This window comes from Gilliamella sp. wkB308 (assembly GCF_001690185.1).
GTDB classification, from domain to species: Bacteria; Pseudomonadota; Gammaproteobacteria; order Enterobacterales; family Orbaceae; genus Gilliamella; species Gilliamella apicola_I.
Genome location: NZ_LZGN01000028.1, coordinates 37,306 through 51,636, shown reverse-complemented (window position 1 = coordinate 51,636; position 14,331 = coordinate 37,306). Strand labels below are relative to the sequence as shown.

Genomic DNA, 14,331 nt, shown 5'->3' with positions numbered 1-14,331 from the left:
CTATTACTGCTATTTCAGCAGTCTATGATTCTTATTTTTATTCTAAATAAAGCGTTATTTGAAATAAATTCTTTCACAATAAAAGAAATTATTTCAAATTGTGACATAGTTAAAAGTTTTGTGTTTTTGAAATTGATACTCTTTGTTTGAAGTTTAATTAATGAGGAGAAATTATGATTGATACAATTTCATATGGCGCCGAATGGTTTATCGGCTTATTTCAAGAAGGTGGAAAAGTGTTTGTCGGTATGGTTACCGGAATATTACCACTGTTAATTTCACTGTTAGTGGTTATGAATGCCGTAATCAAATTCATTGGGCAAGACCGTATCGAGCGCTTAGCGCAAGCTTGTGCCGGCAATCCTATTTCACGATATTTATTGTTACCTTTAATAGGCACATTTGTTTTTTGTAATCCGATGACGCTAAGCCTAGGGCGTTTTATGCCCGAGTTTTACAAACCTAGTTATTATGCGGCATCTTCTTACAGCTGCCATTCAATGAATGGGCTATTTCCTCATGTTAATCCCGGTGAACTTTTTGTTTATTTAGGTATCGCTGCTGGGTTAACAACCTTAAATCTTCCTTTAGGACCATTGGCAGTAAGTTATTTTTTAGTTGGCTTATTCTCAAACTTTTTTAGAGGTTGGATTACTGATTTTTGTACTGCTATTTTTGAAAGAAAAATGGGCATTAAATTAGATCGAAAGGTACATCTATAATTAAAAGGATTAAACAAGGAAATGAACATGATGAAATTTATTCGAATTGAAAAAGGTGAAGCTGGTTGGGGTGGACCTTTAGAACTGCCAATTATAGCGGGTAAAAAAATCGTCTACATTGCAGCAGGTACCCGACCAGCAATTGTTGATACATTAGAAAAATTAACGGGTTGGCAAGCTATTGATGGTTTTAAAGAAGGAGAACCGCCTAAAGATGAAATTGGTGTTGCTGTCATTGATTGTGGTGGTACATTACGATGTGGTATCTATCCTAAAAATCGAGTTCCAACGATTAATATTCATGCGACAGGTAAATCTGGACCACTTGCTCAATATATTTTAGAAGACATTTATGTGTCCGCGGTAAAACCCAATAATATTACTTTAATTGAAAAAGAGAAGGATACTGACATTCAGAAAGCATCTGTTACAAACAATTCATATCAAAAAGTGTCAGCAAATAATTTTAAAGAGTATGACAGTAGTAAAAAAATTACCGAACAAAGCGATGGTTTATTGGCAAAAATCGGTATCGGTATGGGATCAGGTGTTGCCGTATTCTTTCAAGCTGGTCGTGACACGATTGATACTGTGCTTAAAACTATTTTACCGTTTATGGCATTTGTATCGGCCTTAATTGGTATTATTATTGCGTCAGGATTAGGTGATTTAATTGCTCATGGCTTAGTTCCATTAGCTGATAATCCACTTGGTCTGGTTATTTTAGCGCTTATTTGTTCTTTTCCATTACTATCACCTTTTTTAGGGCCTGGTGCGGTTATTGCACAAGTCATCGGGACATTAGTTGGTGTTCAAATTGGACTTGGTAATATTCCGCCACACTTAGCTTTACCTGCTTTGTTTGCCATTAATGCTCAAGCTGCTTGTGATTTCATTCCTGTCGGTTTGTCACTTGCCGAAGCGAAACAAGATACCGTACGTGTTGGGGTTCCCGCTGTTTTAGTCAGTCGTTTTTTAACCGGTGCACCAACTGTTTTAATTGCGTGGGCGGTATCGTTATTTATTTATCAATAAGCGAACGAACAAAGAAGGTTAATGATGTCAAAAGTTATCTACCATTCAAAAATTAAACAAATTGGTGACTTTGCCAAAGAAGCGTTGGCTGATGGCATGCTAATCCTGTTTAAAGAAGGCTCACCGTCCGATTTTGCCAATTATTGCTTTATACATAGTCATGACGAGTTAAGGCAAAACCTTGAAATAGGGCAATGCATTCAATTAGGCAAGCACACTTATCGTATAACTTCGGTTGGAGAGGTTGCCACAACCAATTTTAAAGAGTTAGGTCATATCACATTAAGATTTGATGGGAATTATGAAGCTGAATTACCGGGGTCAGTGCATGTTATCGGTGAAATACCTAATCAACTTAATATCGATGATGAAATTATAATTTTAACTATTTAAGGAACAGAAAATGAAACAAGTAGCAGTCATTATAGGTGGTGGACAAACCTTAGGGGCTTTCTTATCTGAAGGTATTGCCGATGCTGGATATAAAGTTGCCGTTGCAGATTTAAATATTGATAATGCAAATAAAGTAGCTGAAACAATAAACAGCAAGTATGGTGTAGGAACTGCAAAAGGTTTTAGGGTGGATGCCACCGATGAAGAAAGTGTGCGGCAGTTGGCTGACGAAATTGATAATACTTTTAAACGAATGGATTTAATGGTTTATAGTGCTGGCGTTGCTAAAGCTGCGCCCATTACTCATTTTGTATTGAAAGACTTTCAATTATCCGTCAATGTTAATCTTACCGGTTATTTTTTATGTGCACGTGAATTCGCTAATTTGATGATTAAATATAAAACTGCCGGTCGAATTATACAAATTAACTCTAAATCGGGCAAAGTGGGTAGCAAACATAATTCCGGGTATAGCGCCGCAAAATTTGGCGGTGTTGGATTAACACAATCGTTAGCGCTTGATCTAGCTGACTACGGGATTACGGTTAATTCATTGATGCTGGGTAACTTGTTAAAATCGCCAATGTTTCAATCCTTGATTCCACAATATGCTAAAAAACTCGGTATACCAGAAAACCAAGTTGAACAAATTTATATTGATAAAGTGCCACTTAAACGAGGCTGTGAATATCAGGATGTGCTTAATGTATTGTTATTTTATGCAAGCGATAAAGCATCATATTGTACAGGGCAATCAATTAATATTACGGGTGGGCAAGTTATGTTTTAACTCAATTTGGTGCGAAAGTATAGTGATGCCTTTCGCACATCTTTTCTTTGGTCTGGTAAAAAGGAGATAATAATGAATTTGACCACTAATTTAGCCATATTAGCTCTAATTGCTTGGAGTATACAAATAATACTTGGTTGGTTTCAGATCCGACGTTTTAACCGAGCATTTTTGTCGATGAAGAAAGGCACTTATTTAGGTGTTGGTCGTAGCCAAGCTCAACGTTTTAAACCGAAAGTTTTAATCGCGCTATCATTAGATCACGATAAAAAAGTGATTGATTCAATATGGATGAAAGGGTTCACCGTTTTTGCATTGCCAAAACCGATACCACAATTATTGGGACTAAATATTACCGATATTATGCCGGAAACAATTTTCCCCAATGATTTTGCGTCTCAAAGCGCGTTGATTCTTGCATTAAAAGCAAATAAATAATCCCTATCTTTTATTTTGAAAAGTATTTTCTTTCATGATGAAGTATAATATTTTATACAATAAATTAATTCTGTTATTGAACAGTAATAATGGACTCCAATCATGAAAGTAAGGCAACGACAAACAGCAATCTTAGAATATCTGCAAAAAAATGGGCAAGTGAGTGTTGATGAGCTAGCTACCCATTTTCAAACGACGGGTACCACTATTCGAAAAGATCTTACTCAACTCTATGAGAGTGGACTTGTGCTACGGACTTATGGTGGTGCAATGTTAAATCGCGAAATTGGTGATCGTGCGATTGACCACAAAACTTATATTAATACGGCACAAAAAAAAGCAATAGCCCAAGAAGCCGCAAAACTAATTCATGACGGCGATTCTGTTATTTTTGATGCAGGAAGTACGGTTGCACAAATGATTCCTATGCTAGCTCAATTTAATAATTTAACTATCATGACCAATAGTTTACATATGGTGAATGAGCTCGTTGCTAACGATAATGACCAAAATATTATATTAACAGGTGGCACATTTCGTCGTAAATCCGCCTCGTTTCATAGTAATAATGCTTCCGCTATTGCAGCATTTGAATCCTATTCATTTGATAAACTGTTTATGGGGGCTGATGGCGTGGATTTGGTTGGTGGTGTAACCACCTTTAATGAAAGTTATCATGGTAGTGTGGCAATGAGTAAGGCTGCTGCCAAACTGATTTTATTAGCGGATTCTTCAAAGTTTGGACGACGAAGCCCAAATGTCGTTTGTGATTTAGATGCAGTGGATACTATCATCACTGATGACCATTTAGATGATAAATATTATGATGCTTTGATGCAACGGGGTATCAATGTTATTAAAGTGAAAGTCGTTGATAAATAGTTAATACTAAAGTTTGATCGAATGTGAAATTAAATTTCCGGAGTATTTGGCTTCTTTCGTAATCTTAATATATATTGAGATACGTTAGAAACCAAAACCCATTATCAATAAGCCTTTTATTGATAATTTTCTTTAGCTAAAATAGCAATCTTGCTCTGATAGTCCCTGCGACATTTTTGAGTTTAATTAATAACTCTTCAGCTTTACTTTGTTCAACCCTATCGATATCAATAACTACATAGCCAATTTTAGGATCCGTTTGTAGATATTGAGCAGAAATATTTAAACCTTGTTCGGCAAACAGAGTATTGATTGCGGTTAATACACCGGGTTGATTATGGTGAATATTGATAAATCGACTTGAGCCTTTAGCCGGAATAGGTAAAGAGGCTTCAGGAAAATTGACAGCAGATAAGGTCGCACCCGTGTCGGAATATTTAGCCAATTTAGTTGCCACCTCGATACCAATGTTTTCTTGAGCTTCACTGGTAGAACCACCAATATGTGGAGTGATAATGACATTATCGAATTCACATAGTGGCGATTCAAATGGATCATTATTACTTGCTGGTTCACTTGGAAATACATCAATGGCGGCACCACTAATTTTATTGGCTTTTAAAGCATCAGTTAATGCATCAAGATCGATAACCTTACCGCGTGATGCATTAATTAATATCGCACCTGATTTCATTTGATTGATTTCATTTTTGCTGATCATTCTGATTGTCGTTGGGTTTTCAGGGACATGCATACTGACAATATCACTCATCGCGAGTAATTCATTCATCGTTGCTATCTGTTTTGCATTGCCTAAAGGTAATTTAGTCTCAATGTCATAAAAATAGACATTCATTCCCAATGATTCAGCTAATATACTTAATTGGCTACCAATGTGGCCATAGCCAATAATACCTAAATTTTTTCCTCGCGCTTCATGAGATCCGGTTGCTATTTTATTCCATTTACCTTGGTGAGCTTGAGCATTGGCTTCAGGTACTCGTCGAAGCAATAATATGGCTTCGGCTAAAACAAGTTCCGCAACAGATCGAGTATTCGAAAATGGAGCATTGAAAACAGGAATACCTTTAACAGTTGCAGCATCTAGATCAACTTGATTCGTGCCTATACAAAAACAACCAATACCGGCTAATTTAGGTGCTGAATTAATAATATCTTCGGTTAAATGAGTTCTTGAGCGAATTCCTATGAAGCGGACATCTTTTAAGGCTGTTTTAAGTTCGGTAGGCGATAAGGCGCTTTTAAGATATTCTATATTTGTAAAACCAGCGGATTTGAGTACCTCAACTGCACTAGGGTGAACACCTTCAAGTAATAAAAACTTATTTTCATCTTTGGTTAAAGCCTGAACAACCATCTTTTCCTCTCTTTCCATATACCACATCAATGCGTAAAGCTTTAATAATAACACTCAATTTAATTTGAACAACGGTCTAATGTTAATTCTTTAACACCTGAACTTGAACCGACTAATGCAATGTTTGCACCTCGGTTAGCAAACAAACCAACTGTGACGACACCCGGAATATTATTAATACAATTTTCTAATTCAATTGGATTTGTGATGACTAAATCATGAATGTCTAAAATAACATTGCCATTATCAGTCACAACGCCTTGACGGTAAACGGGTTTTCCACCCAGTTTAAATAATTCACGTGCAACGTATGATCTAGCCATTGGAATAACTTCAATGGGTAAAGGAAATTTACCTAATACGTTGACAACTTTTGATTCATCAACAATACAAATAAACTGTTTAGCTAATGCTGAAACAATTTTTTCGCGCGTGAGTGCAGCTCCTCCACCTTTTATCATCTGCATCTGATAATTAATTTCATCTGCGCCATCAACATAAACATCCAAACTATCGACTTCATTACAATCAAGTACGGGGATACCATAGCTGAGTAGTTTTTGGGTAGAAGCTTCTGAACTTGAAACCGTTCCTTTAATTTGACCTTTAATCGTTGCTAAAGCATCAATAAAATGTGCTGCTGTTGACCCAGTTCCAACTCCGACTAAAGAGTTGGGTTTTACAAACTTTAAAGCAGACCAGCCGACCGCTTTTTTTAATTCATCTTGCGTCATAATATCACCGTAGTTTTAAATAATTTTTATTCAAAAAAATAAAATTTTGAAAGCAAAATTACTGAAGATATGGCATAGTAACTGTTTGGAAAGCAAAAATCATTAGTATTTTGATAAAATATATTAAGTTTTAGATCTATTTAAAAAATTAGCTTGATCTAAAAGCTTTGAGTATTCAAGCAAAGATCCCATTATTCGTAAAGAGATTATGAAGCGTCCAGATTATAGAGCATTACAAGCATTAGATGCAGTAATAAAAGAGCGAGGTTTTGAAAGAGCAGCCGATAAATTGTGCATTACACAACCGGCGGTTTCGCAACGCATCAAGCAACTTGAAAGTTTTTTTGGTCAACAGCTTTTAGTCAGAACCATTCCACCCAAAGCGACCAAGCAAGGGGAACATCTTTTAGGTTTATTGCATCAAGTAGAATTACTTGAACAACAATGGTTAGGCGATAACGATCAAAATCCGACACCTTTGTCGTTATCGATTGCAATCAATGCGGATTCGCTTGCAACATGGCTTTTACCAGCGTTAAAACCCGTGTTAGATAAAAATATTTTACGTTTTGATATTCAAGTTAAAGATGAAGAACATACATTAGAATTACTGCGACTTGGTACAGTTGTGGCTGCAATCAGTATTCAAGCCAATCCATTACCAGGTTGCTTGTCAGACATGTTAGGCGCTTTAGACTATATTTTTGTTGCGTCGCCAGATTTTGCTAAAAAATATTTTCCTAATGGGGTTACCCGTTCTTCCTTGTTAAAGGCACCAGCGGTAGCCTTTGACCATTTAGATGATATGCATCAAGCTTTTTTACAAGAGAATTTTAATCTTACGCCAGGAAGTGTCGTTTGTCATATAACAAGTTCTTCTGAAGCATTTGTTCAGCTAGCAAAACAAGGTTCGGCTTGTTGTATGTTACCAAAACTTCAAGTTGAACAAGAGCTAAAAACTGGTGAGCTTGTCAATTTAACAGAAGGTCTTTATCAAAGACGAATGCTTTATTGGCATCGATTTGCCCCAGAAAGTAGTGTGATGCAAAATATTTCTGAAACATTGATCCGTTATGCACAAAATGTGCTCTCTCAACCTCATAAATAATCGATTATATAAGCATATAAGATGCTAAAATAGGATGTTAACTTTAAACGTTTGGGTCAATTGTCATAACAACTAAAAGAGTCGATGCTATGTATCAACTAAAAAATGATCGTTATTTACGAGCTTTACAGTGTTTACCCGTTGATTACACACCGGTGTGGATGATGCGCCAAGCTGGGCGTTATTTACCTGAATATCGTGATTTAAGAGCTAAAGCAGGGGATTTTATGACGATGTGTCAAACCCCTGATTTAGCATGTGAAGTGACTTTACAGCCACTGAAAAGATTTGATCTTGATGCTGCCATTATTTTTTCTGATATATTAACTATTCCCGATGCAATGGGGCTTGGTCTGTATTTTGAGACGGGAGAAGGCCCTAAATTTAAGCAATCAATTCAGTGTTTATCTGATATTCAGCAACTCCCCATTCCTGACCCAGAGCAATCATTAAGATATGTGATGGATGCTATTCGGCTAACCAAAAAAGAGCTCGACGGAACAGTACCCTTAATTGGATTTTCGGGTAGTCCGTGGACACTCGCTACCTATATGATTGAAGGTGGTAGCAGTAAAGCTTTTACAAAAATAAAAAAAATGCTGTATAGTGATCCTAAAGCACTACACCTATTACTTGAAAAACTGGCTAACAGTGTCGCTATATATCTAAATGCCCAAATTGAAGCCGGCGCGCAGTCGATAATGATATTTGATACTTGGGGCGGGGTGCTGAGTCATCAAAGCTATCAAACGTTTTCATTAGATTATATGAAATTAATCCTATCGCAATTAAAACAAGGTAAAAAGAGTCAAAATATCACTTCTTATGTACCTGTAACCTTATTTACTAAAGGTGGCGGATTATGGTTAGACAGTATTATAAACTCGGGGTGTGATGCGATAGGTGTTGATTGGACAGTTGATCTAAGTAACGTGTCACAAAAAGGACAAATAGCGGTACAAGGTAATCTTGATCCTTCAGTATTATATGCTGATAAGCAGATAATTGAAGCAAATGTAGATGCTGTGTTATCGGAATTTGGCTATCATAATGGCCATGTTTTTAATTTAGGACATGGTATTCATCAAGATATTCCGCTAGAACATGTACAATATTTAATTGACGCGGTTCATCGTCAATCAAAAAGGTTTCATCATGATTAAAAACCCAATTCAATTAAGAATGGAAAAATTGCCTGAATGGCAACAACGTTTATTTATGGTTTGTTTGTGTGAACGAATGTACCCTAACTTTGTTTACTACTGCAAACAAGTTGAAAATCAAGAAGATAGTAAAAATTACAAAAAAATACTTGATTTAATATGGGAATCCTTATTAGTCTATGATGTAAAAATAAACTTTGATTTACAGCTAGAAAAATTAGAAGCTATCATTCCTGTTTTTACTAATGAAAGCCCTTATATGGTCTATCCTGCTATTGATGCATGTCAGGCACTTAGCGAGTTGTTACACTCGTATTTAAGTGGTGATATTGCTGAACACACCGCTAAAGTAAGTAGTATATCAGCGACAACCATTGCTGAATTTGAGATGACAAAAGAAAATATTTTACTTTCAGAGGATGAACAACAGCAATTACCTAGTGTAATTGATGAATTTGATTTGCAATGGGAAATTTTCCGATTATTACGCGATGAAAAAAATGAAATGGAAGATTTAATAAAAGGTCTAAAAGCAGAAATTCGAACGTCACAAATGAGCAATATTGGTGTTTTTTTGAGCGATTAAAGCGTTCAAGCCATGATTTTTTTATTTTTTAATAAATTTTTCTTTTATATTAGAGCAATATAGACTACATTTAATAGCAATGTAACCTAAATGTTGTTTACAGTTGGAAAGTTATGTAATTAACTTTCTTTATTATGTTAACTTTAACAATAAAATAAATATGTAAGGATATTTCCATGAATAAAACAGAACTTGTCGATGCAATTGCTAGTAAAGCTGATATTACTAAAGTTGCAGCTAAAACTGCGTTAGAAGCTACATTAGCAGCTATTACTGAATCATTAAAAGCTGGTGAACCAGTACAATTAGTTGGTTTCGGTACATTTAAAGTTAATGCTCGTAAAGCACGCACGGGTCGTAATCCAAAAACTGGTAAAGAAATCAAAATTGCTGCAAGTAAAGTACCTGCTTTTGTATCAGGTAAAAGTCTTAAAGAAGCAATCAAATAGTTTTTTGAAATTGTCGAAAATATTTTTTTGACAATAAATAACGTTAGGTCATGGAACATTGTTTCATGACCTTTCTATTTAAAAAAATGATTAAATCACATCAATTGCATTACAATGCATTTAAATTTTCTTACATTTAATCTGTGATTGTTAGCTAATATTATTTAATTAAACTAAGATGTAATTTCTATAAATTTAGCATTTAATACTGTAAGTAAATCACTAGGTGCTATTTCAATTTCTAATCCTCTTTTTCCGCCTGATACTAGCATAGTGGTTAAATAATTTGCGCTAATATCAATTAATGTCGGTAGACGTCTTTTCTGACCTAATGGACTGATTCCTCCAACCAAATAACCTGTCGTTTTTTCAGCTATATTAGGATGGGTTAAATCAATTTTTTTACAGTTAAATGCTTTTGCTACTTTTTTAAGATCTAAATGTTTATTAACAGGTAATACGCAAACAGCTAATGTTTTGTCATTGTTGTTTAAACTTACAACAAGCGTTTTAAAAATTTGATCGGCAACCACATTTAATGTTGGATCAAGTTTATTGACAGCTTCTTGACCGTAATTGGTTGTATTAGGGTCGTGTTCATATTGATGAATTTTAAATTGAATTTTTAATTTTTTTAGTTGGTTAATCGCTGGTGTCATATCAATATCCCCTGTAATTCTAAATGATAGGGCATCATTTAATTTTAATCACTCTATAAATTTTTAATAGAGTGATTAAAAAATAATAATGGATAATTTTAAATAATTAATTGATATTTTGCTCTGGTTTTTAATGTGTTTTATGCTGGTTTTTTAATAGCATATTGAGACGATAAAGGAAACATATCATAAAGATATTTGCAAACATTATTATTGTTGAATAGATAATATTTATCATCAGCGATGTAATTGAAACAGCCCAATGTGACAATACAAATATAGCTAAAAAGTAGATTAAAAACATTGGTAAGGTTAATCGCCAATACATCAACGTGTGTGTAAAACATTCTATAAATTTTTGGAAAAAATCTTTTGTTGAAGGTTCAATAATTAAACTATTGAATTGGAGATAAACTATCGATATAACAATCATAACAACAATCGTGACCGTTGAAATTAAAAGATTCATGATTTGGATGGGTAAAATTAGATTCAAAACTGAGCATATTAATAACATAAATATTAACCCAGTAACAATTAAACATGCACAAACTAAACTTAAACCAATTAAATTCAATATATTTGGTAACAAACGGGACAATATTAAATTGAAATTAAATTTATTACTGATTGAATAATTATATATCACAGCAAGTATAACCGCCTGCGTCATAAAATTTATCAGCATATAAATCATTGCTGGTTTTAATAATTGCAATAACACGACATTAAGAGATTGGTTAGATAGTTGCTGAAAAAGTTGTTTATCAAATACATGATTTAAAATTGGTGTGGTAGTGGCACTGATTAAAAAACAGATGATAATGATTGGCTGAAAACGATTTCTAATAAAATTAATTGTTTCATTTAACAATCGATAAAAGGATAATTCGGTTTGCATTTTTTAGCTCTAAGTCATTAAGTGGTAACCAAAATAGGCTACCACAAGTGTTGATACATACTTATTATGATTGTAATAATGAGATATCCGCAACTTTTAAAAATAAACTTTGTAGTTTTTTCAATAATGATAAACGATTAAGTTTTATTTTTTCATCATCAACCATTACCATAACTGAAGCAAAAAATTCATCAACGGGTGCTTTAAGCGCAGATAACTCAACGAGAGCATCTTGATACCGTCCTTGATTAAAATATGGGGCTAATTTATCCATTAACACCGCAACATGTTTTGCTAACTCTCCTTCTGCACCTGCTTCAAGCAGTGAAGCATTAACACTATCAGGAATTGCTAGTTCTGCTTTAGATAATATATTTGATACTCGTTTATTTGCTTCAGCTAATGATGATGCTTCTGGCAGTGTTCTAAAATGTGTTACGGCTTTTACACGCGCATCAAAATCGGCTGGTTTGGTAGGATTAAGAGCCAATACGGCTTGAATAGTATCAATCGTGAAACCAAGTTCTTGATACCAAGCACGAAAACGACCTTGCATAAAACTAACAATATCGGTTACTACATTTTGGTTATTTAATTTATCACCATATAATGAAGTGGCAAATTCAGATAATGCAATAAGATCTAACGGTAAGTTTTTTTCTACAATGATTCTTAAAACGCCAATAGCCGCACGTCGTAGTGCGAAGGGATCTTTATCGCCTTTAGGATGTTGCCCAATACCAAAAATACCCGCTAAAGTATCCATTTTTTCAGCGATTGAAACTGCACAAGAAACAGCTGTACTTGGTAACTCATCACCTGAAAAACGAGGTTTATACTGTTCTTCTATGGCGGTGGCGACTTCAACACTTTCACCATCTTTAAGGGCTAAATAACGTCCCATAATCCCTTGTGTTTCAGGAAACTCGAAAACAGTGTTTGTGACTAAATCACATTTAGTTAATTTGCCTGCACGTTTTGCTTGCGCTACATCTGCACCAATTTGCTCAGCAATAAAACCTGCCAATGATTCTATACGTAATGCTTTATCTTTTACTGTACCCAACTGTTGTTGAAATAACACTGTTTCAAGGCGAGGTAAGCGATCTTCTAAACGCTGTTTTAAATCTGTTTTATAAAAAAACTCGGCATCAGCTAAACGTGGACGAACTACTTTTTCATTACCAGCAATGACCACTTGCGGATCTTTTGACTCAATATTGGCAACAAAAATAAAATTCGGTAGTAATTTTCCTTGTTTATCATAAACAGGGAAGTATTTTTGATCACCTTTCATGGTATAAACAAGTGATTCAGCAGGGACATCTAAAAATCGTTCTTCAAATTTTGCTGTTAAAACAACCGGCCACTCAACCAATGAAGAGACTTCTTCTAATAAACTATCTGTTAAATCCGCTTTACCATTAAGTTTTGCCGCTGCAGCTTCTGCTTGTTGTTGGATGATTAATTTACGTTTATCATAATCAGCAATAACTTTACCGCGTTGTTCTAAAATTTCAGGATATTGATCGGCATTATCGATAGTAAACTCCTGTTCACCCATAAAACGGTGTCCACGGATCACCCGTGCGGAATCAATGTCTAAAATAGTGCCTGGTACCAGTTCATCACCATATAACATCGTCACAGTATGGCTTGGGCGAATAAATTCAACTTGACGGGCTGCCCAGCGCATTGGTTTTGGTATCGGTAATTTGTTTAAAGCATTTTTAACCATATCACATAACAAATTGACAACAGGCTGTCCTTTTTGATTTTGTGTATAAGAAAGCCATTCCCCTTTATCTGTTTGTATTCGTTCTGCTTGATCAACCGTAATACCACAACCACGTGCCCAACCTTCTGCGGCTTTCGTTGGATTTCCTGCTTGATCGAATGCTGCACTTACTGCTGGGCCTCGTTTGACGATTTGGCTATCAGGTTGAGTATCATTCAGATTTAATACTTTTAATGCTAAACGTCTTGGTGATGCATACCAAAGGACTTCACCATGTTCTAAATTTGCATTATCCAGTTGTTCGATAAAATTAGCCGCAAAACTTTCAGCCAAAGTGCGGAGCGATTTTGGAGGTAACTCTTCTGTACCAATTTCCACTAAAAATGTTTTTTGCATAATATATATTCCTACTTAGATGATGCACTTTCGCTTGAAGGTGAATTTTGGCACATAGGGAAACCGAGCGCTTCACGTGATGCATAATAGGCTTCAGCAACCATTTTAGTTAATGTTCGGATACGTAATATATAGCGTTGTCGCTCTGTAACCGAAATGGCTTTGCGGGCATCAAGTAAATTAAAACAGTGAGCGGCCTTTAAAATACGTTCATAAGCTGGTAAAGGAAGTGGCTTTTCTAACTCAAGCAAAAATTTTGCTTCTTTTTCGTGTTGTTCAAAACAGTAAAATAAGAAGTCAGTATTCGCATATTCAAAATTGTAAGTTGATTGTTCAACTTCGTTTTGATGGAAAACATCGCCATAAGTCGTTTTACCAAATGCTCCATCACTCCAAATCAAATCGTAAACACTATCGACGCCTTGAATATACATGGCTAGTCGTTCCAAACCATATGTTATTTCACCTGTTACTGGCTTACATTCAAGTCCACCGACTTGTTGAAAATAAGTAAATTGGGTTACTTCCATGCCATTTAACCACACTTCCCAGCCAAGCCCCCAAGCACCTAAGGTTGGGTTTTCCCAATTGTCTTCAACAAAGCGAATATCATTGATTGTCGGATCTAGACCAAGTTCCTTTAACGAACCTAAATAAAGTTCTTGGATATTATCGGGTGAAGGTTTTAAAATAACTTGGAATTGATAATAATGTTGTAGCCTATTTGGATTTTCACCATAACGACCATCAGTAGGGCGACGTGAAGGCTGAACATAAGCAGCATTAATTGGCTCAGGTCCAAGCGCACGTAAGCAGGTCATTGGATGTGATGTACCTGCTCCCACTTCCATATCTAAGGGTTGAATCACTGTACAACCTTGATTAGCCCAGTAATCTTGTAACGTAAGTATTAAACCTTGAAAGGTTTTGACATTAAACTTTTGCATGATGTTGTCTTT

General features: G+C 35.2%; 15 protein-coding genes. 10 read left to right on the top strand and 5 right to left on the bottom strand.

The features are described from left to right. Nucleotides 1–173 precede the first annotated feature (173 nt). The 6 genes from srlA to srlR all read left to right on the top strand — a co-directional run bounded on the left by srlA (nucleotide 174) and on the right by srlR (nucleotide 4,260). Nucleotides 174–722 (top strand): PTS glucitol/sorbitol transporter subunit IIC, encoded by a 549-nt coding sequence (srlA, locus tag A9G10_RS04435; RefSeq protein ID WP_065558417.1) that lies wholly within the window; start codon nucleotides 174–176, stop codon nucleotides 720–722. 30 nt (nucleotides 723–752) lie between these two features. Then, nucleotides 753–1,757: a PTS glucitol/sorbitol transporter subunit IIB gene (srlE, locus tag A9G10_RS04430; RefSeq protein WP_065558437.1), complete on the top strand. Its 1,005-nt coding sequence runs from the start codon at nucleotides 753–755 to the stop codon at nucleotides 1,755–1,757. Nucleotides 1,758–1,778: 21 nt separating this feature from the next. Further along, a complete protein-coding gene (locus A9G10_RS04425; RefSeq protein WP_257006720.1) occupies nucleotides 1,779–2,150 on the top strand; it encodes a PTS glucitol/sorbitol transporter subunit IIA in 372 nt (123 codons plus the stop codon). Between the two features lie 10 nt (nucleotides 2,151–2,160). Continuing rightward, nucleotides 2,161–2,940: a sorbitol-6-phosphate dehydrogenase gene (srlD, locus tag A9G10_RS04420; protein WP_065558415.1), complete on the top strand. Its 780-nt coding sequence runs from the start codon at nucleotides 2,161–2,163 to the stop codon at nucleotides 2,938–2,940. 72 nt (nucleotides 2,941–3,012) lie between these two features. Continuing rightward, on the top strand, nucleotides 3,013–3,378 hold the full coding sequence (locus A9G10_RS04415) for a transcriptional regulator GutM (RefSeq protein ID WP_065558414.1): 366 nt from the start codon (nucleotides 3,013–3,015) through the stop codon (nucleotides 3,376–3,378). A gap of 102 nt (nucleotides 3,379–3,480) precedes the next feature. Next, nucleotides 3,481–4,260, top strand: coding sequence for a glucitol operon DNA-binding transcriptional repressor SrlR (srlR, locus tag A9G10_RS04410; protein ID WP_065558413.1), 780 nt, complete (start codon nucleotides 3,481–3,483; stop codon nucleotides 4,258–4,260). A gap of 136 nt (nucleotides 4,261–4,396) precedes the next feature. On the opposite strand, the gene serA is transcribed toward srlR, so the two are convergent. Both serA and rpiA read right to left on the bottom strand, forming a co-directional pair. Continuing rightward, nucleotides 4,397–5,638 (bottom strand): phosphoglycerate dehydrogenase, encoded by a 1,242-nt coding sequence (gene serA / locus A9G10_RS04405; RefSeq protein ID WP_065558412.1) that lies wholly within the window; start codon nucleotides 5,636–5,638, stop codon nucleotides 4,397–4,399. A 59-nt stretch (nucleotides 5,639–5,697) separates the two neighbouring features. Further along, a complete protein-coding gene (gene rpiA / locus A9G10_RS04400) occupies nucleotides 5,698–6,372 on the bottom strand; it encodes a ribose-5-phosphate isomerase RpiA (protein WP_065558411.1) in 675 nt (224 codons plus the stop codon). A 208-nt stretch (nucleotides 6,373–6,580) separates the two neighbouring features. Here rpiA and A9G10_RS04395 point away from each other — a divergent pair, with 208 nt between their 5' ends. The 4 genes from A9G10_RS04395 (at nucleotide 6,581) to A9G10_RS04380 (ending at nucleotide 9,678) form a co-directional block, all read left to right on the top strand. Then, nucleotides 6,581–7,480 carry a LysR family transcriptional regulator ArgP gene (locus A9G10_RS04395; protein WP_065558410.1) on the top strand — a complete coding sequence of 300 codons (900 nt, stop codon included), beginning with the start codon at nucleotides 6,581–6,583 and terminating at the stop codon, nucleotides 7,478–7,480. An 89-nt stretch (nucleotides 7,481–7,569) separates the two neighbouring features. Continuing rightward, nucleotides 7,570–8,643, top strand: coding sequence for a uroporphyrinogen decarboxylase (gene hemE / locus A9G10_RS04390; protein ID WP_065558409.1), 1,074 nt, complete (start codon nucleotides 7,570–7,572; stop codon nucleotides 8,641–8,643). After that, on the top strand, nucleotides 8,636–9,229 hold the full coding sequence (locus A9G10_RS04385) for a YjaG family protein (RefSeq protein WP_065558408.1): 594 nt from the start codon (nucleotides 8,636–8,638) through the stop codon (nucleotides 9,227–9,229). The genes hemE and A9G10_RS04385 overlap by 8 nt, the downstream gene beginning before the upstream one ends. 176 nt (nucleotides 9,230–9,405) lie before the next feature. After that, on the top strand, nucleotides 9,406–9,678 hold the full coding sequence (locus tag A9G10_RS04380) for an HU family DNA-binding protein (protein ID WP_065558407.1): 273 nt from the start codon (nucleotides 9,406–9,408) through the stop codon (nucleotides 9,676–9,678). A 173-nt stretch (nucleotides 9,679–9,851) separates the two neighbouring features. Here A9G10_RS04380 and ybaK read toward each other — a convergent pair whose 3' ends face one another. The 3 genes from ybaK to glyQ all read right to left on the bottom strand — a co-directional run bounded on the left by ybaK (nucleotide 9,852) and on the right by glyQ (nucleotide 14,319). Then, nucleotides 9,852–10,337 (bottom strand): Cys-tRNA(Pro) deacylase, encoded by a 486-nt coding sequence (gene ybaK / locus A9G10_RS04375; protein WP_065558406.1) that lies wholly within the window; start codon nucleotides 10,335–10,337, stop codon nucleotides 9,852–9,854. Nucleotides 10,338–11,302: 965 nt separating this feature from the next. Beyond that, nucleotides 11,303–13,375 carry a glycine--tRNA ligase subunit beta gene (glyS, locus tag A9G10_RS04365; RefSeq protein ID WP_065558404.1) on the bottom strand — a complete coding sequence of 691 codons (2,073 nt, stop codon included), beginning with the start codon at nucleotides 13,373–13,375 and terminating at the stop codon, nucleotides 11,303–11,305. 8 nt (nucleotides 13,376–13,383) lie between these two features. Further along, nucleotides 13,384–14,319 (bottom strand): glycine--tRNA ligase subunit alpha, encoded by a 936-nt coding sequence (gene glyQ, locus A9G10_RS04360; protein WP_065558403.1) that lies wholly within the window; start codon nucleotides 14,317–14,319, stop codon nucleotides 13,384–13,386. Between the last annotated feature and the right edge of the window lie 12 nt (nucleotides 14,320–14,331).